The organism is Brevibacillus sp. MER 51 (genome assembly GCF_023714195.1).
Classification (GTDB): domain Bacteria; phylum Bacillota; class Bacilli; order Brevibacillales; family Brevibacillaceae; genus Brevibacillus.
The window spans coordinates 61,845-80,780 of record NZ_JAMAUS010000018.1 but is presented as its reverse complement, the minus strand read 5'-3'; the positions used below and the strand labels follow the sequence as shown (position 1 = coordinate 80,780).

The following is an 18,936-nucleotide window of genomic DNA, read 5'->3' as shown; positions in this document are numbered from 1 at the left end:
TCGGTCGGCGGTTCGAGTCCGTCCCGAGGAGCCATAATATGCTCCTGTAGCTCAGTCGGTAGAGCGTTTCCATGGTAAGGAAGAGGTCGCAGGTTCGATTCCTGTCGGGAGCACCAGAAGTAATCTTAATTTCGGCCCGTTGGTGAAGCGGTTTAACACAGCAGCCTTTCACGCTGTCATTCAGGGGTTCGAATCCCCTACGGGTCACCTAAAAACACCTTAGCAATGGCTAAGGTACCTGCAAAGTTCTCAGAGTATGCTAAGAAGCATACTCGTCACTTTGTCGGGGATTTGGAGGCTTAGCTCAGCTGGGAGAGCATCTGCCTTACAAGCAGAGGGTCGGCGGTTCGATCCCGTCAGCCTCCACCATGAAAAATGGGGAGATAGTGAAGTGGCTAAACACGGCAGACTGTAAATCTGCTCCCTCCGGGTTCGGCGGTTCGAATCCGTCTCTCCCCACCATTTTTTATTTTGCGGGTTGTTGGGGTATAGCCAAGCGGTAAGGCAACGGACTTTGACTCCGTCATTCCTAGGTTCAAATCCTAGTACCCCAGCCATTTTGCGAGCCATTAGCTCAGTTGGTAGAGCATCTGACTTTTAATCAGAGGGTCGAAGGTTCGAGTCCTTCATGGCTCACCAGTTTTTTAAAATTAGAATAGGTGCCCTTAGCTCAGCTGGATAGAGCGTTTGACTACGAATCAAAAGGTCGGGAGTTCGAATCTCTCAGGGCACGCCACTTATCGGGAAGTAGCTCAGCTTGGTAGAGTACTTGGCTTGGGACCAAGGGGTCGCAGGTTCGAATCCTGTCTTCCCGACCATTTTTATATGCGGGTGTAGTTCAATGGTAGAACTCCAGCCTTCCAAGCTGGTCGCGTGGGTTCGATTCCCATCACCCGCTCCATATGCTTATTAGAAACGAGCAACCATTTCGGTTACTCGTTTTTTTTGTGTTTTTAACAAAGCTTGTCCGACAGGTTATTTATGCAAAATCATGTCGAGTTGAGTCATTTTGCTTTCCGGGGCTACAATATAGGAGTAGATAATGAATGAGCGAAGGAAAGGGTGGCACTTTTATGAACAAAAACATGAGCATTGTTGGTGTACCGATGGATCTAGGTGCAGACCGCCGCGGAGTTGATATGGGACCTAGCGCTATCCGTTATGCAGGTGTTGTCGCACGCCTGGAAAAGATGGGTTTCAATATTGAAGACCGCGGAGATATTTTTGTAACGCGCCCTCATCACTTCACTGAGACGGAAAACCATAAATATTTGGATGAAGTCGTGGAAGCCAATGAAAAGCTTGCCAATGTTGTAAGCGATATCATGACTGCTGGTCGATTCCCGCTCGTATTGGGTGGCGATCACAGCATTGCCCTTGGCACCATAGCGGGTGTCGCGAAGCACGTGAAAAACCTGGGTGTTATTTGGTTTGACGCTCATGGTGATTTGAATACGGGTGCCACTTCTCCATCGGGAAATATTCACGGTATGCCTTTGGCAGCGAGCTTGGGATATGGGCATGAGCGTCTGACAAACATTGGAGGATATACACCAAAGGTAAAGGCAGAAAACGTGGTCATCATCGGAGCGCGTGATTTGGATCAAGGTGAGCGTGAATTGATCAAGCGTATTGGGATGAAGGTTTTCACCATGCATGAAATTGATAAGTTGGGTATGGCTCGCGTCATGGATGAAGCAATCGCGCATGTGTCCAAAAACACGGATGGCGTGCATTTGAGCCTCGACTTGGATGGACTAGATCCACACGATGCTCCGGGAGTAGGGACGCCAGTTATAGGTGGTATTTCCTATCGCGAAGGGCATGTCTCATTGGAAATGCTGGCAGATGCAGATATTCTTTGTTCTGCTGAATTCGTGGAGGTCAACCCGATTCTTGACCGAGAAAACATGACAGCTCGCGTTGCAGTCGCTTTAATGAGTTCCGTTTTTGGTGATAAATTACTATAAAATAAATGAAGAAGATCATGAAAAAAGAGAGGCTTTTGGCCCTCTTTTTTTGTTTTACCGCATCTTTACATTGATGGGGGAAAGCTGTACATTCTAAGGATGGAGACGAAGTTTATTTAATAGTTGGTCCAGTTGTACACTTAGCGAAACTAATTCTGGAGTAATGCAGGCTTGTTTTTTGTACTGATCGTTGAGTTTTTTTCGAAGCATTTCAATTTCGAGGAGAACGTCTTTTTTTGACAATCGTTGCACTCTCCTTTCCACCCGTGAGATAAATGAGCTATCATTACTTATATATAGAGGAAAGCATTGCGCTTATTCCTCTATTTCCCAACAAATTATCCGCACAAACACTAGATTAAAAATGAAACCATATGCAGTATCATCCGTATATAGGATTACGGTATTGTGGGGAGGATCGCATGGATTTTGTAGAGAAACGGTTGACTCAGCGGGCAAAACGCGGAGACCGTGAAGCTTTTGCGGAGTTAATCGAGATTTATAAAGACAAGATATTTCAGCTCGCATATCGTATGGTGGGAAACCGTCAAGATGCAGAAGATATCGCGCAAGAAACATTTTTGCGTGTCTATGCCAATTTGCATTCATACGATGACAACTATAAGTTCTCCACGTGGATCTACAGGATCGCGACCAATCTATGTATCGACCGTGGCCGGAAAAAACGCCCTGACTTTTCATTGGATGAAGAAACCGAACCAGGGCAAGGCCTGGACTGGTATTCACGCCTGTCTTCTAACGAGCGAACACCGGAGGACAAAGTCGTAACGCAGGAGCTGCAAGAGACGGTGCAAGATGCTTTGTCTCACTTACAGCCCAAATATCGCTCGATTATGATCTTGCGTTATATCGAGGATTTGTCGTTGCAGGAGATCAGCGATATCGTAAAGCTTCCCATAACGACAATCAAGACGCGTATTCATCGAGGAAGGGAAGCATTACGCAGCAAGTTGCGATTGATGTGAGAAAGGAGAAAATCACGATGGAATGCCGGGATATGATTTGCCTCATCCACGAATATCTAGATGGGGACACTGATGAATTAGCCAATCTGCAATTGCAAGCACACATAAAGTCTTGTGTGAGTTGTCGTCAGCATATGCATGAGTTGCAGAGAGCCATCGCTTTTGTTCAAAGCGCTTCGCATATTCATGTCTCTTCTGATTTTACAGCTCGTGTACTTGCGCAATTGCCTGCGCCGACGAAAGCGAATCTGTTATCAGGATGGCTTCGTAATCATCCGTTTTTGACAGCTGCAGCGGTATTTCTCTTTTTGATGACCGGCAGTGTATTCAACAGTTGGTTTGATCGGGATGACACTCTACAGGTATCCTCTGCTAATTTGGATAAATTAAAAATAGATCGTGAACGCAATGTCGTAGTTGTACCAGCAGGAACCAATATTGATGGAGACTTGGTTGTCCGCAACGGAAACGTAGATGTTCGAGGTCATGTAACTGGGAATGTTGTGGCCATTGAAGGAAAAGTGTTCGTGGCATCTACCGCCCAAGTCGTGGGAAATACCGAATCGATCGAAGCGATCGTAGATTGGATCTGGTATGAGGTGAAAAATATTGGAAATGACTTGCTTCCGATCTTGCCATAAGAGAAAATAGAGAGTACAGCTATCAGAGCACGGCAGTGGAGCCGTGCTTTTTCCGCAGGAGATAGACTGACTTCATTAGATGGAGCGAGATATGGGGGCTTCGTTATGATATCGATATCCATGGAATATGGGGATTTGCTACGGTATGCAACGGATATTTTACTCGTTACATACGTGTTCTATAAAATCATTATGCTTATTCGCGGGACGCGGGCTGTACAATTGCTGAAGGGGATTATGGTCATCGTCATCACATGGTTCCTCAGCAAATATTTCCAGCTGACGGCATTGCACGCACTGATGAATCAAGCTTTTACATTCGGGGTTTTGGCGGTCGTCATCATCTTCCAGCCAGAGTTGCGTCGAGCACTGGAGCAGCTTGGTCGAGGCAAGCTTTTTTCCCGTTCAAGCAGTACGCAGGATGACGAGGCGGTTAGCCGCTTGGTTCAGGAAGTGGGCAAATCGGTTACGTACATGGCCAAGCGTCGCATTGGTGCATTGATCGTCATTGAGAGAGAGACGGGACTTAACGACTACGTGGAAACGGGTATTGGCATTAACGGGCGAGTCAGCTCAGAGCTGCTGATTAATATTTTCATTCCGAATACACCGTTGCATGATGGTGCAGTCATTATGCGAAAAGACATGATTATGGCTGCTGCCTGTTATCTTCCACTGTCTGAGAACAATTCCATCTCCAAGGAGTTGGGGACGCGCCATCGAGCGGCAATAGGGTTAAGTGAGGTTTCCGATGGCATCGCGATCATCGTATCCGAAGAGACTGGTCAGGTGTCTTTTGCCGCGCATGGAGCAATGAATCGCAATCTGACGGAGGCGCAACTGGCAGAGATGCTGACAGAACAGCTTCAGCCTCTGTCCAAAGGCAAATCCATGGGAAGTCGTTGGCAATGGAGGCGAAAACATGGATAAATGGTTAAACAGTCACTGGTTTGCACGTGCTGTTGCGTTGCTTTTGGCTATCATGACGTGGATGATTGTCAATCTGGAAGCCGAACAAACGACGACTCCTGAGGCAAGTCAGCCAACTTTTATTGATAGTGTCAATTTGCATGTGAAATATGATACCGATCGTTATCAGGTGGTCAAGCAGCAGCGAACGGTAAAGGTCGCCTTGGAAAGTAATAATCCTTTTTATCGACACAATTTCTTTCCAGAGGAATCGTGGGAAGTGTATGTCGATGCGACGAACCTGGGCAAAGGAACACATCGTGTACCTGTCCAGTACAAGGGATTCCCGGATGAAGTCAAGGTAGGGATCATCCCGAATATCGTGGAAATCACCTTGGAAGAGAAAAAGACTGTTGAGCGTGAAGTTTCTGTTGAGAAATTGGGACAGGTCGCCCCAGGTTATACCGCTGGAGAACCTATTGTGAAGCCGTTTAGAGCGCTTGTAAGGGTACCTGAAAGCCAAGTGAATAAGGTAGCAGCGGTAAAGGCTTCGGTTGACCTGGAAGGGGCTACTTCCGCAATCAAGACAACGGTTCCGCTCAAAGTCGTGGACAAGTCTGGCAACGTGATTCAAGGGGCAGATGTGGTGCCACTTACGGTAGAAGTGAACATCCCCGTAACGAGTCCGTTTGCAAAAGTGCCAATCAAATTAAACTTGACGAATGAATTGCCGAATGGCTATAGTTTGGCTAGTATGGGTATGAATGTGGAAGAGGTCACGGTCTATGGACCGAAGGAAGTCATTGATGGCATCAAATCCAACACATACCCAGGGCCGGAAATCGATCTCGGCAACATTACATCAGATCGCGATATAGAGCTAAAGATACCGTTAATGGATAATATTGTGAAGGTAGAGCCGGAGTATTTGACCGTATCGCTAAAAGTCGTTCCATCAACGACGAAGCGTTTGGAGAAGATTCCGATTCGCATTAGCGGGCTATCAGAAAGCATGGAAGCAAAGGTACTATCCACCGATGGCCAGGAGATGTCTACAATCGACTTCGACGTGATCGGCGCTCCAGTAGTGCTGAATCAGTTGAGGCATGAAGACTTGCAGGTCGTAGCAGATGTCAGCAATATGCCGGCGGGTGTATACGAAGTACCATTGAATTACATCTTCAATCAGTCGGAGTATATCAAGACTTCTGCGAGCGCACCGAAAAAGGTCACAATTCAAATCACGAACAAGCAAAGGTAGACATAAGCTGTTGTGTGCACAAGGAAGGAAATGAGGGACAATCATGGGGAAGTATTTCGGAACAGACGGTGTACGTGGTGTAGCAAATACACAACTCACACCCGAACTGGCATTTAAAATCGGACGCGTTGGTGGTTACGTTCTCACCAGACACAAGCAGGAAGGAAAACCAAAAGTGGTGATTGGGCGCGATACGCGCATTTCTGGACAAATGCTGGAAAACGCGCTTTTGGCTGGACTGTTATCGGTTGGAGCAGAAGTGGTCAGATTGGGTGTTATCTCCACCTCGGGGGTAGCGTATCTCACACGTGCACTTGGTGCAGATGCGGGCGTTATGATATCCGCCTCTCACAATCCGTTTCCGGATAACGGAATCAAGTTCTTCGGCAGCAACGGTTTTAAACTGTCCGACGAAGTGGAAGCTGAAGTAGAACAGTATTTGGACGCGGCAGAGGATACGATGCCTCGACCAACAGGCGAACAAATCGGGACGGTTCTGGAATTCCTGGAGGGTGGACAAAAGTACCTCTCTCACTTGAAGAGTACCGTATCTGAGCGATTTGACGGTCTGAAGGTAGTTCTGGACTGTGCAAATGGTGCTGTCTCATCATTGGCAGCTCGTCTGTTTGCGGATGTGGACGCTGAAGTGATCACGATAGGTGCGAATCCGAATGGAATCAACATCAATGACCAGTGCGGTTCAACGCATCCTGAACGTTTAGTAGAAGAAGTTTTGAAGCATAAAGCTGACTTGGGTCTATCCTTTGATGGGGACGCGGATCGCTGCATTGCTGTAGATGATAATGGTGAAATCATCGACGGCGACTATATTATGGCGATCTGTGCACGAGCACTCAAGGCAAAAGGAAAACTCAACAACAATACAGTTGTTACGACCGTAATGGCCAACATGGGCTTCTTCAAAGGAATGGAAGAGTGCTCCATCAATACGACGAAGACTGCTGTAGGGGATCGCTATGTAGTTGAAGAGATGCTTCGCGGCGGCTATAATCTCGGTGGCGAACAGTCCGGTCATATCGTCTTCCTGGACTACAATACGACAGGAGACGGTTTGTTAACGGGGCTGCAGCTCTTGAACATCATCAAGGAGTCTGGCAAGCCGTTGTCCGAGCTCAAACAAGTGATGGTCAAGTATCCGCAGCTTCTGATCAATGTCCGTGTAGAGGACAAGTCAAAGCTGAATGGCAATGAAGCCATTGCGCAGGCCATCCGAGAAGTAGAAGAGGATTTGGCTGGCAATGGTCGCGTTCTGGTTCGGCCGTCGGGAACAGAGCCAATCGTACGTGTCATGGCTGAAGGCCCAGATGCGGCACAGTTGGAAGGGCTCGTGAATCGGATCGTTGACGTGGTCAAACAAGAACTCGTGTAAAATTCGTGTAAAAAGTTGGAGGGAGCGGTTTCAATGCCGCTCCCTTTTGCATACAACTACAATACGACGACACAAGATATTGTCGCTCTTCACAATCTGTGGTACAGTGTTCATGTGCGCTAGCACCAAGAATGAAAAAAATGGGAGTGGTTGTGCAAAAAAGAACAAGTATCGTAAATCAAATGCATACCATTGGAAAGCGCCAGCACTGAGGCTGCCCGACATGGAGCCTTAGTGGACGAGGTGGAGGTTTATCGAAGGATTCGGCGGATACCTCCCGGCAGCAGTATCACTGCCGCAGAGCGCAGGGACAAAACATCAGGGTGATCTGATGGACAAAACCTTGCGTGTGATACGTTTTTTGCCATTGTCGAAATAGATGAAACAGCATGATCATATAAAAAACATGGAATGGCGGGGGACTCACCCCCGTACAATTGTTCGGGTGGAAGTCCCTCGCCAATTTGGAAGGGGACCACACACTTATGTGCGGAATCGTTGGATATATTGGAAATAAACAAGCGCAAGACATCGTTATCGGAGGACTTCGCAAACTGGAGTATCGCGGCTATGATTCAGCAGGGGTCGCTGTCGTGAATGCAAACGGATTGGAGTACTCAAAAGCTCAGGGTCGCTTGGCTGTTCTGGAAGGCCGTTTGGAATCGAAGCCATTGACTGGTTCTATGGGAATCGGGCATACACGTTGGGCGACACACGGAAAACCGTCTGACGAGAACTCCCACCCACATACAGACGAAAAATCGGCTTTTGCAGTCGTTCACAACGGGATTATCGAAAACTTCCTGCCATTGAAAGAAGAGCTGCTGGCAAAAGGCTACACGTTCACTTCTGAGACAGATACCGAGGTTATCGCTCACTTGCTCGCGGACATGTACGATGGCGATATCGTTTCTACAGCGCGTCGTGCTGTGCAACGCATGCGTGGTGCCTATGCATTGGGTATCATGACGGAACATGAGCCTGACAAGCTGGTAGCGATTCGTTTGGCTAGCCCGTTGGTAGTTGGTGTGGGTCAAGGCGAGAGCTTTATCGGTTCGGATATCCCGGCTATTTTGGAGCATACACGTGACGTGTACATTTTGAACGAAGGCGAAATGGCTGTGTTGACTCGCGATGGTGTGGAACTGATGAACGCAGAGACCGGAGAGAAAATCGAGCGGGAACTGTTCCATGTCGAGTGGGATCTGGTACAAGCGGAAAAAGGCGGATATGATTCCTTCATGCTCAAGGAAATGCACGAGCAGCCTCAAGCTGTTCGCGATACCATGGGTGCCCGCATTGACGAGGACAACAAGCGAGTAATTTTGCCTGAGCTAAAAATGAGCGATGCGGAACTGGCGACATACGATCGCATCTACATCGTGGCATGCGGTACTTCCATGCACGCAGGTCTCGTCGGTAAGGATGTTATCGAAAAATGGACTCGCGTACCTGTAGAGGTAGCAGTCGCTTCCGAGTTCCGTTACCGTGATCCGATCTACACAGACAAGACACTGATGATCGTCATCAGCCAATCTGGTGAGACAGCAGACACGCTGGCTGCACTGCGTGAGGCGAAGAAGAGCAACGTGAAGGTGTTGGCTATCACCAATGTGGTAGGCAGCTCTGTAGCTCGCGAAGCTGACGAAGTGATCTTTACGTGGGCTGGTCCAGAAGTAGCGGTAGCATCTACGAAAGCATACACCTCACAAGTCGTTGCCCTGTACTTGTTCAGCCTGTATTTGGCTCAAGTAAAAGCCACCATGGCGGCTGCTGAGATTGCCGAAGTCGTAGAGCACCTGAGCGAGATCCCTGGTAAAATCGCTTCCATGCTGAATAACGATGATCAGATTCGTCGCTTTGCAGAGGGCACAAAAGAGGTAAGCAGCCTGTTCTTCATCGGCCGCAGCCTCGACTATGCGGTATCGCTGGAAGGCTCTCTGAAGCTGAAAGAAATCTCTTACATTCACTCCGAGGCGTATCCAGCTGGTGAGCTGAAGCACGGTACTCTTGCGCTGATTGAAGATAATGTTCCAGTTGTAGCTTTGGCTACGCAACCAGACATCTACGAAAAAACGGTAAGCAACATCGTGGAAGTAAAAGCTCGCGGCGCTCATGTACTGGGCTTTGCGACTGAAGGCAACCACGATCTGGCGAAGAGTGTGGATGAGGTCATTTACATGCCAGCCACTCTGCCAATGCTCACACCGATTCTGACCGTCATTCCATTGCAATTACTTGCTTACTACGCTTCTGTCGCTCGCGGCCTCGATGTGGATAAACCACGGAACTTGGCGAAGAGTGTGACGGTTGAGTAAGAGTTGAAGGGGATAAGATTATCCTGTTCATATTCGTTGACATTAGAGTAAGTAAATTTACATTAGACTTGGTAAAGAGTATATAGTTTTCTTTGCGATTAAAGTCTTGTTAATAAGTCGAGTGAAATTCAGATATGCACATCTGTTTTTCCTCGGCTTATTTTTATTTTCTAGCCATCTGTTTATTGAAACAAAGTGTTAGGTGAAATATTGTCTGTTATTAAAAAATATGTGCCAAACCCCGCCACAAGCTCTATCAGAGTCGAGGCGGGGTTTAACGGTTTCTACTGCGCTATTTTCACGAGGTCATCGAATATACGCGTCGCAGAAGTTGCTTTATGGTGAATGCCTCGATAGAGCTGGCAGCTTCCCGCCCGGAGGTATATAGATGCGTTTAGCTCGACCTTCTCCCGAGTGGTCCATAGTATCTCTGCTTTGTCCCAAAAAGTTTCCCACAATTATTAAAGCCGGTAATCCTTAGCGTACAAGATACCGGCGTTTTAGTGTTAAAGAGGTGTTTTCAAGTTACTTTGCGGTCTGTGTACCCTGGGACTGGGGCATTTTGCTTTGGGACTCCGCTCTTTGTAAAAAATCAACGGCACGGTCAGGGAAGTCCGTAAACACCCCGTCCACTCCTGCTGTGAAGTAGAACTGATCGAGCAGTTCCTCAAAGTTTGCTGCATAGGCAGGGATTTCTCCTTTATCCACTCGGAAGGTGTATGGATGCACTTCCAGGTCAGCTTCATGAGCCTCTTTGACAAGATTGGTAATGATCAGGTGGTCTCTCGTCGACTCTTCTTTGATGATCATCGGCTTCCATGGCCCTACGCCGTCTGCGTATTTCGCAATTTCTTTCATCGCCCCTTTTTCAAACATCCAATCGTAGTTGTAGGGAACGGCCTTACCGTTTTCATAGATCATGGTTTCGTTCCAGTCGGTTTCTGCCATGAGCTGTACTAGCTTCACGTTCATATTCAAATGTGGATAGAGTTCCGTGCGAATCCGTTTTGCTTCATTGGGGTCGAAAGTCTGTATGTACGCTTTGTCATTCTTGGACACGTAGCCGTACTTTTTCAACACCTGGAGCACTGCGAGGCTGATGTCCTTTCCTTCGTGTCTGTGGAACCAGGGAGCCTTGATCTCCGCATAGATCCCTACGTTACGACCCGTGCTTTTGTTCATTCCCTGGATCAGTTCAATCTCTTCTTCCAGGGTGTGAGCACTGAAGCTGGATTTCCAGAGAGGGAAGCGATCCGGATAGTCTTGTACCTGCTTGCCGTTTTCTACTGTGAAGACCTCTGTCCTTTTCAGTTTCTTGATCTCGTCAAGAGTGAAATCAATAACGTAGTACCTGCCGTCTTTACGTTTTCGATCAGGGTAGACCTCGGCTACATTGGTTACGCTGTCCAGATAATGGTCGTGCATGATGACCAGTTTGTTGTCCTTTGTCATGACCACGTCTTGTTCGATGTAGTCGACTCCCATCGCGTAAGCCATCGCTTTTGCGGGCAGCGTATGTTCCGGCAAGTATCCGCTCGCTCCGCGGTGGGCGATGACAATCTTATCCGCTTCGGCAAAGGATACGCTTCCAAAACTTGTTGTAATAGCGAGAGCGGCTGCCAAGGATGTAACCAGTTTTTTCATGTTCTTCCTCCTCCATTTGGATGAAAAAAAGATCCACAAATTCCATTGGTAGGTTATACCGTACCAAATGAAATATTGTGAATCTCCTGATCTCCATCACAAAAATATTATATTGGTTACTAATGTAAGGGAAAAAGAAAGCGCTGTCAACAAATAGTTGGCGAGTGCCTATTACCCATTTCATGTATGGCTGGACAAAAAAACAGCAAGGCTGATCGGAGGACCAACCTTGCTGTTTTTCTTACATCACCAATTACAACTTCACAGGCTCTCCTGCGAATACTTCCAATTCCATAGCTGCTGCAAAAAAGGAAGGAGCTTGTTTCACAAAAGCCTGAAAATGAGCGCTTGCATTGTGGGCCGCTACTGCGGCAGCGTCCTTCCACTTTTCTACCATGGTGTAGTGATATTCTTGCTCTGTGCTTTTCAGAAGGGTGTATCCGACATTCCCTTCTTCAGCTTGGCTTGCAGCAACCAGGGCTTTGGCCGCTTGAAGGAACGCTTCTTCCTGGTCGGGTATTACTTGCAGATGGGCATGTATAATAAGCATGGTTTTCTCCCTTTCTTCCAACGAATTTGAATTATTTCCAGGTTGTCACTGTCTCAACGGGGAGACGGTAAGAGGGGGATCCTTCCTTGGCTGCTTTCCCGATACTGATCAGCATAATCGGTTGGTAGCGATCCTTGTCCAAATCAAACGCTTCTGCTATTTGATCCTTTTCATAGCCGCCGATCGGGTTCGTGTCATAGCCGAATGAACGGGCAACCAGCATCAATTGCATGGATACGAGACCAGCATCGATAAAATTGACATCGCGCAGGTCAGAAGCGGGTAGATTGGCGTAGTAAGGCTTTACGGCTTTCAGCTGCATGTCCTTCACTTCCTGCGGCATGTATCCGAGCTCGACAGCTTTTCCAAATATCTCATCCATATATTCCGCATTATTCATGTCGACGAATACGGCAATGACGGCGGAAGAAGTGAGTACCTGCGTTTTGTTGAAGCGTGCCAGCTCTGCAAGCTTTTCTTTCCCTTCTTGACTTTCGATCACCACAAAGCGCCAAGGCTGCATGTTGACCGAAGATGGAGCGCGTGTGGCTCCCGCTAGAATTTCAATCATTTCCTCGCGGCTGATTTTTATTTCAGGATCATAAAGTTTGACAGAACGACGACCAAACGTGATTTCACGAAAATCATTTGTTCTTTGTACGGTGCTCATGTAAAAACAGACTCCCTTCTTGAACAATCAAATGTTGTTTTGCATCCGTTTGAGAAAATCAGTTAAGACCTGCGTCTCATCCTCGCTGAAGCCTTCCAGAATCTGCTGGATAAAATTTCGTTTCTCGCTTTTGTACCCTTCAATCCGATGATGTCCTTCTTCGGATAGACGAACGAAGGTTTCGCGGTTATCATTTGGATTTTTGTGTCGGGTCACCATACCATCCGCTTCCAGTTGCTTCAGGTGGCGTGTAATGGCAGCACTGTCGATATTAATGTGCTTTTGTAGCTGGGACTGATTGATTTCGTTGCATTCGCAAAGGATTTGCAAGATCGCGAGACGAGTAGAGCTGATTCCGGTACAGCGTTCGAACTTGGGACTTATTTTATTGGTTAATCCGATGAGCAGATTCAGTATTTGCTCCTCTTCAAATTCCTTGCGTGTCATGAAAAATGCCTCCCGGGGGCAATATGAATAGGAACTCAGTCATATATCCACAAGCATGACAACATACAGTCAGTTGAGCATGATAGCTTGATGATAATTGACGCATCAATGATTGATACGTCAATTAATATAACACCTTATTTCAGCGTTTGCAACATATGGTCTGCAAAAGTCGCTGGACGGTATGGTCATAGCAGAAGTTAAGTGATTCATACGAAGAGGGAATGGAGTAAGGGGAGAGGGGGCATCTTACTCCAATCGCAATTAATGGATAACAGAACGAAAGGAAGCTTCACTTGCTAGGCCCTGATGCGCCGAAATCAGTAGTGGTCAGCTTTACGAAGTAAGTGATGGGTACGGTGCTGAATTTTTGGTCCCAATCTTTTTTTACTTTCTCCCACGTTTTTGGATACTCGATTCGCAAACGTTCTCCGAATCCGGCAACATCCGCATGGAAATGGTTTTGCATTTTTGTTGTGACACTCTTGACCAGTTTCCGTACTTCCAATTCAGCCGCTTTTTCCACCCTTTTCAGGAATTCATTTTCAAAAGGATTTGCGTTCAACACCCAATTTTCAGACAAGCGTCCCTTCGAATTGATATGCACATCAAAGGAAATTTTGTTTCCGTCAACATGGGGAGTGATTTTGCTCTCCATGGTTTCGATCTCATAGATGATCAGTTGACCTGTCTCCTTGTCAAGGCTTCTCACTAGCCCTCCTTTACCTTTTCCGGTTATCCACGTTATGCCCTCCAAATCCATTTCGTTTAAAAATCCCGCCCATTTTTTTGTCTTTCCATTGATCACGGCTGCCCCCTCAAACTTCACTTCCTTGTTAGAAGCGGCAACATTTTGCAAGAGAAAGCTTGATTCGGAATTCAACTTGGCCGTTAATTTGGCGAGTGACACAGGAGGTAAAATTTTGGCTGTTCGGTTTCGGTTATCTACGATTCCAAGCAAATTCAGTGCTGGCAATTCTCCCGGTTTTTTGGTTTCCAAGACATCGCGGGCATTCCCGTTACTAACCAATACCAAGCAGCTTGGACGTATTTCATTATCTCGCAGAAATAGATCCAGCAAAGATTCCAAACGATGTGTGTGTAACAGAGTCTCGCTAATCACAATGACTTTTAAGTGCGGGCTGAACAAGGGGGTATCATGACTCAATGAAAATTCACGGATGATTGGAAGGATAGATTCACCAGTTTGGGACGCATTCAAATATGCTTTTTGTTGTGGTCCTGCCGAACTGCTTTCTTTGCTTGTTGCTTTTGGGTTAATAAATTGATAGGTCATGGTGATTGTGTCAACGTGAGGAGGGCTCTTTCCCTGCTTTTCCAGCTTTTTTTCAACATTTGATTTGTTGCTGGCATCCAATGCCAAACCGATGCCCATACCCATCTTGTCGATATCGTTGCTGCTCCAGCATCCGGTCAGTAAGAAGAGCAGGAAAACAGATAACGATGTCAAGAGGAGGAGCCACTCACGAGGATGACTTTGCTTCATGCTTACCCACCTTCCAGCCAGAAATAATAAGAAGGAGAAGGGGCATTACACCAAATAATAAAAAGGCTGCATCGCCCACAAAATCGCCAAGTGCAAATACACTATTGATTTCTTTTGGAGTCATCGTAATGATGTAGATAACAGGCAGCAATCCGAATAGAAACGGCTCCATATTTTTCTTGAAGAGCTGGGCGAGGCCTAGAGCGGCTGAGTAGTAAGCCAACGTGAAAGTAGAAAAGATTTGCATAATCCATAATACGAGCAGCAACGATTCAAACCGTTCAAAGAGTAAACCGGTAATTTCAAAGCTTCGTATGAGATCAATGGTCGGCCATGTCCTTGTAACGACTCCATCGATTGAAAACGCCCCAATGACCATCACGACTGTCATCAGGTAAAAGATCAACGAGGCGCTAATTCCCACCACAACGGCTTTCACGCCTTTGTTTGGCTGTCTCATGTATACCACTATAATCATCATTATTTCAAAACCGGTATAGGCGAGCGCAGTTGGTTTAATCCCATCGAACACCGGTTTCCACCCCAGCCCCAATACGGGACGAAGATGATCGATTTCAAAAATTTTTATGCTCATCAAGGAAACCACCAAAAAAAAGAGGACAGTAATTGGCAAGATAATCTCAAGCATACGGGCGAGACAATTGATGCCACCTATGACAAGATAAAGAGCAACCCACAAAAATACCATAACAATGGCCCACATTGGGGTTTTCTCCAGCAAGTAAAAGGTTGTTACTTCAGCCATAGATCGGACTTGAAGAGATGAGGTCATACAAAAATAACAGATGATCAGAAGGCTGAGCATCCTTCCAATCCATTCCCCTGCAATTTCCTGGCTGTATTCAAAAAACGTTTTCTCAGGGAATCGCTGGCTTAATTTTACAATGATTATCCCAGCGAGCATCGCGAGTAAACCGCCAATGAGGACACTTATCCAAACATCCGGTGTCTTTGCTTTTTCCACTGAGATTCTAGGCAGGGTAAGGATTCCCGCTCCCAGTATGAAGTTGATGATGATCACTGCTGTTTGCGAGGTGGTGATCCGATCATTTTGTGTGGGTAACATTTTGGGCTTCACCTACTATACTGAGTGGCTATCCTTTGCGAGTCGGCTCTTTCGTATGCAGCATTTTTGGACGGCGTTTCATCATCATGAGTGGCATGCGCACCATGAAATCTTTCCAATCCCTTAACCGATAGGGGACAGCAGGAGTAACATAAGGTACACCAAAACTTTTTAGTTTTACCAAATGACTCGTAAGCAAGAGAAAAAACAAAATCACCCCGTACAATCCAAACATGGCTGCGGAGAACATGACCAAAAACCGAATGAGACGTAAGGAAATACCCAGGTTGTATGACGGAATGGCAAAGGAGGAAATAGCAGTGACAGCCACGACGATTACCATAATTGGGCTGACAATACCTGCTTGTACTGCAGCTTGACCAATAATCAGTCCACCGACAATCCCGATGGCAGGGCCGATTGGTTTCGGCAATCGAAGACCGGCTTCTCTCATAATCTCGATAGAAACCTCCATGATCAGTGCCTCCAACAAAGCGGGAAATGGAACTCCTTGTCGAGTGCTGATGATGGAAATAGCCAATTCGGTAGGAATCAGCCCTTGGTGAAAAGAGATAAAGGAAATATAGAGGGCTGGTATAAGCAAGGAAGAAAAGGCAGTGAAAAAGCGCAACAAGCGAATGAATGTGCTTGGAATCCATCGCTCATAATAGTCTTCAGGCGATTGCAGGAGCATGCTGAACGTCACCGGAACGATTAAGGCAAAAGGAGTACCATCCAGCAAGATGGCCACTCGTCCTTCCAGTAATGCACTGATGACGCGGTCAGGCCGTTCTGTGCTCTGCGCCTGCGGGAATGGGCTGAGATAATTATCTTCAATAAGTTGCTCCACATAGCCGGATTCCGGCACATGGTCAATTTTAATTTTCGTAATTCGGTTTTTTACTTCTTCAACCAACGCGGGATTTGCAATCTCTTTCATATAGGCGATAATCAGCTCTTTTTTTGCACGCTCTCCCACCTGAAATTTTAGGAAGAGAAGATCTCCATTTTCACCGTGTCTGCGCAAGAGGGCGGTATTTTCGCTTAATGTTTCCGTGAAGCCTACTCTAGGGCCTCTGACCAAAGATTCTGAGACAGGTTCATCTATATTTCTTGTTTTTACTTTTACGGTATTAAGAAGGAGAGCATTTGCGGTCCCTTCAATCAATAATGCCGTGAAGCCAGTCAATACTTTTGCCTTCAGATCGTATACATCCCGGCATTCCAGTATTTCATGGATGGAAAGCACATGATTGATGAAAAACTCTTTCGATACAAGAACGTCCCCCGAAGAATTCTCCTGTACCATCACTGCCACAGAATCATTCATGAGCGTTTTCAGAATAGTATTATCGATGAGATCGGGATCGGATAACCCATCTACAAAAATAATGGAAGCACGAATGGCAGTCTGTCCGAAAGAAAATTCGCGGATATGCACATCTGCGTTTTGGTCGATTTCCTGACGGATAAGATTCAAATTCGATAGGTAATCGTCTGTAAATGGAGCGATACTTTCCATCTATATCACTCTTCCTCCGTTGTACGAATCCAATGAAATAATCTTGAAATCGCATAAGGAACAAGAAAAACGACTGCGGCTTGAATAAAAACTGGCCAGGCAGGAAGATTTGAAACAATTGTTTTCCACATGGTTTTCCTCCTTTTCAGCTTCATTACAGTCCTAAAAAGAAACTTGTCCTATTTTGTTCTAGCATGACAATTCTTATTCCAGACAGCTGGAAAATGTGGTATTCAATGTTTAGGTTAGGCCACTCTGGATCGGGGGATCGGTTTTGATAAAAAAAGAAGGATAAAAATCACAACGATTTTCATCCTTCTTTTTGCTATTTTAATGATTTTTAATGACTTCCTGCCCCCGCACATTCCACGTAAGGGCAAAAACAAGAGCAGCCAATGCGCACGAAACTGTCAGCAACATAAATCCTGCATCCCAGCCGGAGGCATCAACGATAACCCCCATCAATGCATTCGCTGTGACTGTACCGCCCAGGTAACCAAACAGACCCGTCAGCCCTGCAGCGGTTCCGGCAGCCTTTTTCGGTACAAAATCAAGGGCTTGCAAACCAATCAGCATGACTGGACCGTAAATCAGGAAACCGATAGCGATCAGACAAATCATATCGACCACGGAATTTCCAGGTGGGTTGAACCAGTAGACCAGAACAGCGATCAATACGCCGAGCATAAAGACAAACCCTGCGGGTCCACGGCGGCCCTTGAACAATTTATCGGACAGCCAGCCGCACAGGAGCGTTCCCGGGATACCTGCCCATTCGTACAGGAAGTAGGCAACACTCGACTTGCTCATATCAAAGCCTTTTTCGTCACTCAAATAGGTCGGCGCCCAGTCCAGAACGCCGTAACGGACGAAGTAGACGAAGATGTTGGCAATCGCGATTGCCCAAACCCATTTGTTGTTCAATACATATTTGAAAAGGATTTCTTTTGTGGAGAATTCTGTCTCAAACGTTTTCTTCTCTTTGTTTGGATAGTCATTGCGATACTCTTCGATAGGCGGCAGGCCAACTGACTGCGGAGTATCGCGAATTAAGAAATACGTAATGAATGCAAAGACAATGGCAACCAGAGCAGGCAGGATAAACACGCCTTCATATCCGGAAGAGGTATTACCCGAAAGCCCAGTGAACATTGCTACACCTGCTACAGCGAGGGGAGCCATCAAGCCTCCGCCAACGTTATGGGCCACATTCCAAATGGCTGTTTTGTTTCCTCTTTCACTTACACTAAACCAGTGTACGAGGACACGCCCGGATGGAGGCCAACCCATACCCTGGAACCAGCCGTTCAGGAACAGCATCACAAACATGATCGTGACGGATGAGGTGAAGTAAGGAACAACCCCCATCAATAAACTGATAAGTGCAGAAAGAATCAAACCGGCAGGCAAGAACATTCGTGGGTTGCTTCGGTCCGAAAAAATGGCCATTACAAACTTGCTGATCCCGTAGGAAATCGAAATGGCGGATAATGCAAAACCGAGCTCTGATCTTGTAAATCCTTCTTTAATCAAATCAGGCATGGCGAGTGAGAAGTTTTTGCGGATGAGATAGTACGCCGCATAACCAATGAAGATTCCGAGAAACACCTGAAGTCTGAGCTTTTTATACTCAGAATCAATTTGTTCGTCAGGCAATCTGTCAATAGGCGGTGCAGGCTTAAACAGTTTGAGCATCATATTCCTCCCCCTAGGTGATTTCTAACAAAGACGGAGATGCACGTAAAAAAACCCATACTTTAATGGCGCTTTCAAAAATGAAAGTGCCAAAAAGTATGAGTCTCCGAATCTCCATCATAGTTAACTTGTCGTAAGTGTATTCTATAATTCTGTGAAAACGTTGTCAATGCTGTGCCCGTGGATAATGCTTAAAAATTCTGGAGCATAAGAAAATTTTCCGCAAAAACGCGGTTGGCACCTCTTCGAAAAGCCTCGATAGAGGTTTTCTTATTGTGTGTTAATCAAAAAAATACATTTTTTCCAAATATAAGTATATCTTTATGTTAGCTCATCTGT

At 46.3% G+C, this 18,936-nt stretch carries 17 protein-coding genes and 9 tRNA genes; 16 read left to right on the top strand and 10 right to left on the bottom strand.

What is annotated here, in order from left to right:
- The first annotated feature begins 40 nt into the window (after positions 1-40).
- The 10 genes from M3630_RS26585 (at position 41) to rocF (ending at position 1,970) form a co-directional block, all read left to right on the top strand.
- A tRNA-Thr gene (locus M3630_RS26585) sits at positions 41-116 on the top strand.
- Between the two features lie 17 nt (positions 117-133).
- Positions 134-207 (top strand) — tRNA-Glu (locus M3630_RS26580).
- Between the two features lie 86 nt (positions 208-293).
- Positions 294-369 (top strand) — tRNA-Val (locus M3630_RS26575).
- 8 nt (positions 370-377) lie between these two features.
- A tRNA-Tyr gene (locus tag M3630_RS26570) sits at positions 378-462 on the top strand.
- A gap of 20 nt (positions 463-482) precedes the next feature.
- Positions 483-557, top strand: a tRNA-Gln gene (locus M3630_RS26565).
- 6 nt (positions 558-563) lie between these two features.
- Positions 564-639: transfer RNA gene (locus M3630_RS26560), tRNA-Lys, on the top strand.
- Between the two features lie 20 nt (positions 640-659).
- Positions 660-736, top strand: a tRNA-Arg gene (locus M3630_RS26555).
- A gap of 5 nt (positions 737-741) precedes the next feature.
- Positions 742-818 (top strand) — tRNA-Pro (locus M3630_RS26550).
- Between the two features lie 9 nt (positions 819-827).
- Positions 828-901, top strand: a tRNA-Gly gene (locus tag M3630_RS26545).
- 172 nt (positions 902-1,073) lie between these two features.
- Positions 1,074-1,970 (top strand): arginase, encoded by an 897-nt coding sequence (gene rocF, locus M3630_RS26540; protein WP_012684013.1) that lies wholly within the window; start codon positions 1,074-1,076, stop codon positions 1,968-1,970.
- A 93-nt stretch (positions 1,971-2,063) separates the two neighbouring features.
- Here rocF and M3630_RS26535 read toward each other — a convergent pair whose 3' ends face one another.
- The gene (locus M3630_RS26535; RefSeq protein ID WP_088910300.1) at positions 2,064-2,222 is read right to left on the bottom strand and encodes an aspartyl-phosphate phosphatase Spo0E family protein; all 159 of its coding nucleotides are present in this window, start codon (positions 2,220-2,222) and stop codon (positions 2,064-2,066) included.
- Positions 2,223-2,392: 170 nt separating this feature from the next.
- Between M3630_RS26535 and sigW the strand changes: the two genes are divergently transcribed.
- The 6 genes from sigW (at position 2,393) to glmS (ending at position 9,475) form a co-directional block, all read left to right on the top strand.
- A complete protein-coding gene (gene sigW / locus M3630_RS26530; RefSeq protein WP_007725279.1) occupies positions 2,393-2,956 on the top strand; it encodes an RNA polymerase sigma factor SigW in 564 nt (187 codons plus the stop codon).
- A 17-nt stretch (positions 2,957-2,973) separates the two neighbouring features.
- Complete coding sequence (locus tag M3630_RS26525; RefSeq protein WP_173612547.1) at positions 2,974-3,597, top strand: zf-HC2 domain-containing protein; 624 nt, start codon at positions 2,974-2,976, stop codon at positions 3,595-3,597.
- A 105-nt stretch (positions 3,598-3,702) separates the two neighbouring features.
- Positions 3,703-4,527, top strand: coding sequence for a diadenylate cyclase CdaA (gene cdaA / locus M3630_RS26520; protein WP_017247073.1), 825 nt, complete (start codon positions 3,703-3,705; stop codon positions 4,525-4,527).
- On the top strand, positions 4,520-5,767 hold the full coding sequence (locus M3630_RS26515) for a CdaR family protein (protein WP_173612546.1): 1,248 nt from the start codon (positions 4,520-4,522) through the stop codon (positions 5,765-5,767). The genes cdaA and M3630_RS26515 overlap by 8 nt, the downstream gene beginning before the upstream one ends.
- Before the next feature lie 43 nt (positions 5,768-5,810).
- On the top strand, positions 5,811-7,157 hold the full coding sequence (glmM, locus tag M3630_RS26510; RefSeq protein ID WP_251254081.1) for a phosphoglucosamine mutase: 1,347 nt from the start codon (positions 5,811-5,813) through the stop codon (positions 7,155-7,157).
- A 485-nt stretch (positions 7,158-7,642) separates the two neighbouring features.
- Positions 7,643-9,475, top strand: coding sequence for a glutamine--fructose-6-phosphate transaminase (isomerizing) (gene glmS, locus M3630_RS26505; protein WP_251254080.1), 1,833 nt, complete (start codon positions 7,643-7,645; stop codon positions 9,473-9,475).
- Positions 9,476-10,000: 525 nt separating this feature from the next.
- Here the strand turns inward: glmS and glpQ are convergent.
- The 9 genes from glpQ to glpT form a co-directional block, all read right to left on the bottom strand.
- The gene (gene glpQ / locus M3630_RS26500; RefSeq protein WP_251254079.1) at positions 10,001-11,119 is read right to left on the bottom strand and encodes a glycerophosphodiester phosphodiesterase; all 1,119 of its coding nucleotides are present in this window, start codon (positions 11,117-11,119) and stop codon (positions 10,001-10,003) included.
- A gap of 253 nt (positions 11,120-11,372) precedes the next feature.
- Positions 11,373-11,669, bottom strand: a complete 297-nt coding sequence (locus M3630_RS26495; RefSeq protein ID WP_251254078.1) for a putative quinol monooxygenase — start codon at positions 11,667-11,669, stop codon at positions 11,373-11,375.
- A gap of 31 nt (positions 11,670-11,700) precedes the next feature.
- Entirely contained in the window at positions 11,701-12,339 is a 639-nt protein-coding gene (locus tag M3630_RS26490; RefSeq protein WP_251254077.1) for a nitroreductase family protein, read from the bottom strand.
- A 27-nt stretch (positions 12,340-12,366) separates the two neighbouring features.
- Complete coding sequence (locus tag M3630_RS26485; RefSeq protein WP_007723602.1) at positions 12,367-12,786, bottom strand: MarR family winged helix-turn-helix transcriptional regulator; 420 nt, start codon at positions 12,784-12,786, stop codon at positions 12,367-12,369.
- A gap of 292 nt (positions 12,787-13,078) precedes the next feature.
- The gene (locus M3630_RS26480) at positions 13,079-14,293 is read right to left on the bottom strand and encodes a Ger(x)C family spore germination protein (RefSeq protein ID WP_251254076.1); all 1,215 of its coding nucleotides are present in this window, start codon (positions 14,291-14,293) and stop codon (positions 13,079-13,081) included.
- Positions 14,271-15,380 carry a spore germination protein gene (locus M3630_RS26475; RefSeq protein WP_251254075.1) on the bottom strand — a complete coding sequence of 370 codons (1,110 nt, stop codon included), beginning with the start codon at positions 15,378-15,380 and terminating at the stop codon, positions 14,271-14,273. Before M3630_RS26475 ends, M3630_RS26480 begins: the two co-directional genes overlap by 23 nt.
- 28 nt (positions 15,381-15,408) lie before the next feature.
- Positions 15,409-16,902 carry a spore germination protein gene (locus tag M3630_RS26470; RefSeq protein ID WP_251254074.1) on the bottom strand — a complete coding sequence of 498 codons (1,494 nt, stop codon included), beginning with the start codon at positions 16,900-16,902 and terminating at the stop codon, positions 15,409-15,411.
- 5 nt (positions 16,903-16,907) lie between these two features.
- Positions 16,908-17,033, bottom strand: coding sequence for a hypothetical protein (locus tag M3630_RS31030; RefSeq protein ID WP_012684041.1), 126 nt, complete (start codon positions 17,031-17,033; stop codon positions 16,908-16,910).
- A 199-nt stretch (positions 17,034-17,232) separates the two neighbouring features.
- The gene (gene glpT / locus M3630_RS26465; protein WP_251254084.1) at positions 17,233-18,597 is read right to left on the bottom strand and encodes a glycerol-3-phosphate transporter; all 1,365 of its coding nucleotides are present in this window, start codon (positions 18,595-18,597) and stop codon (positions 17,233-17,235) included.
- Positions 18,598-18,936: the final 339 nt, after the last annotated feature.

What these genes read in the sequence shown, in the direction of transcription:
- M3630_RS26490 (WP_251254077.1), bottom strand. Translation starts at nt 12,339, where the DNA reads ATGAGCACCGTACAAAGAACAAATGATTTTCGTGAAATCACGTTTGGT.
- sigW (WP_007725279.1), top strand. Translation starts at nt 2,393, where the DNA reads ATGGATTTTGTAGAGAAACGGTTGACTCAGCGGGCAAAACGCGGAGAC.
- M3630_RS31030 (WP_012684041.1), bottom strand. Translation starts at nt 17,033, where the DNA reads ATGTGGAAAACAATTGTTTCAAATCTTCCTGCCTGGCCAGTTTTTATT.
- M3630_RS26480 (WP_251254076.1), bottom strand. Translation starts at nt 14,293, where the DNA reads ATGAAGCAAAGTCATCCTCGTGAGTGGCTCCTCCTCTTGACATCGTTA.
- M3630_RS26470 (WP_251254074.1), bottom strand. Translation starts at nt 16,902, where the DNA reads ATGGAAAGTATCGCTCCATTTACAGACGATTACCTATCGAATTTGAAT.
- M3630_RS26525 (WP_173612547.1), top strand. Translation starts at nt 2,974, where the DNA reads ATGGAATGCCGGGATATGATTTGCCTCATCCACGAATATCTAGATGGG.
- glmM (WP_251254081.1), top strand. Translation starts at nt 5,811, where the DNA reads ATGGGGAAGTATTTCGGAACAGACGGTGTACGTGGTGTAGCAAATACA.
- rocF (WP_012684013.1), top strand. Translation starts at nt 1,074, where the DNA reads ATGAACAAAAACATGAGCATTGTTGGTGTACCGATGGATCTAGGTGCA.
- glmS (WP_251254080.1), top strand. Translation starts at nt 7,643, where the DNA reads ATGTGCGGAATCGTTGGATATATTGGAAATAAACAAGCGCAAGACATC.
- cdaA (WP_017247073.1), top strand. Translation starts at nt 3,703, where the DNA reads ATGATATCGATATCCATGGAATATGGGGATTTGCTACGGTATGCAACG.
- glpT (WP_251254084.1), bottom strand. Translation starts at nt 18,597, where the DNA reads ATGCTCAAACTGTTTAAGCCTGCACCGCCTATTGACAGATTGCCTGAC.
- M3630_RS26485 (WP_007723602.1), bottom strand. Translation starts at nt 12,786, where the DNA reads ATGACACGCAAGGAATTTGAAGAGGAGCAAATACTGAATCTGCTCATC.
- M3630_RS26475 (WP_251254075.1), bottom strand. Translation starts at nt 15,380, where the DNA reads ATGTTACCCACACAAAATGATCGGATCACCACCTCGCAAACAGCAGTG.
- M3630_RS26495 (WP_251254078.1), bottom strand. Translation starts at nt 11,669, where the DNA reads ATGCTTATTATACATGCCCATCTGCAAGTAATACCCGACCAGGAAGAA.
- M3630_RS26515 (WP_173612546.1), top strand. Translation starts at nt 4,520, where the DNA reads ATGGATAAATGGTTAAACAGTCACTGGTTTGCACGTGCTGTTGCGTTG.
- glpQ (WP_251254079.1), bottom strand. Translation starts at nt 11,119, where the DNA reads ATGAAAAAACTGGTTACATCCTTGGCAGCCGCTCTCGCTATTACAACA.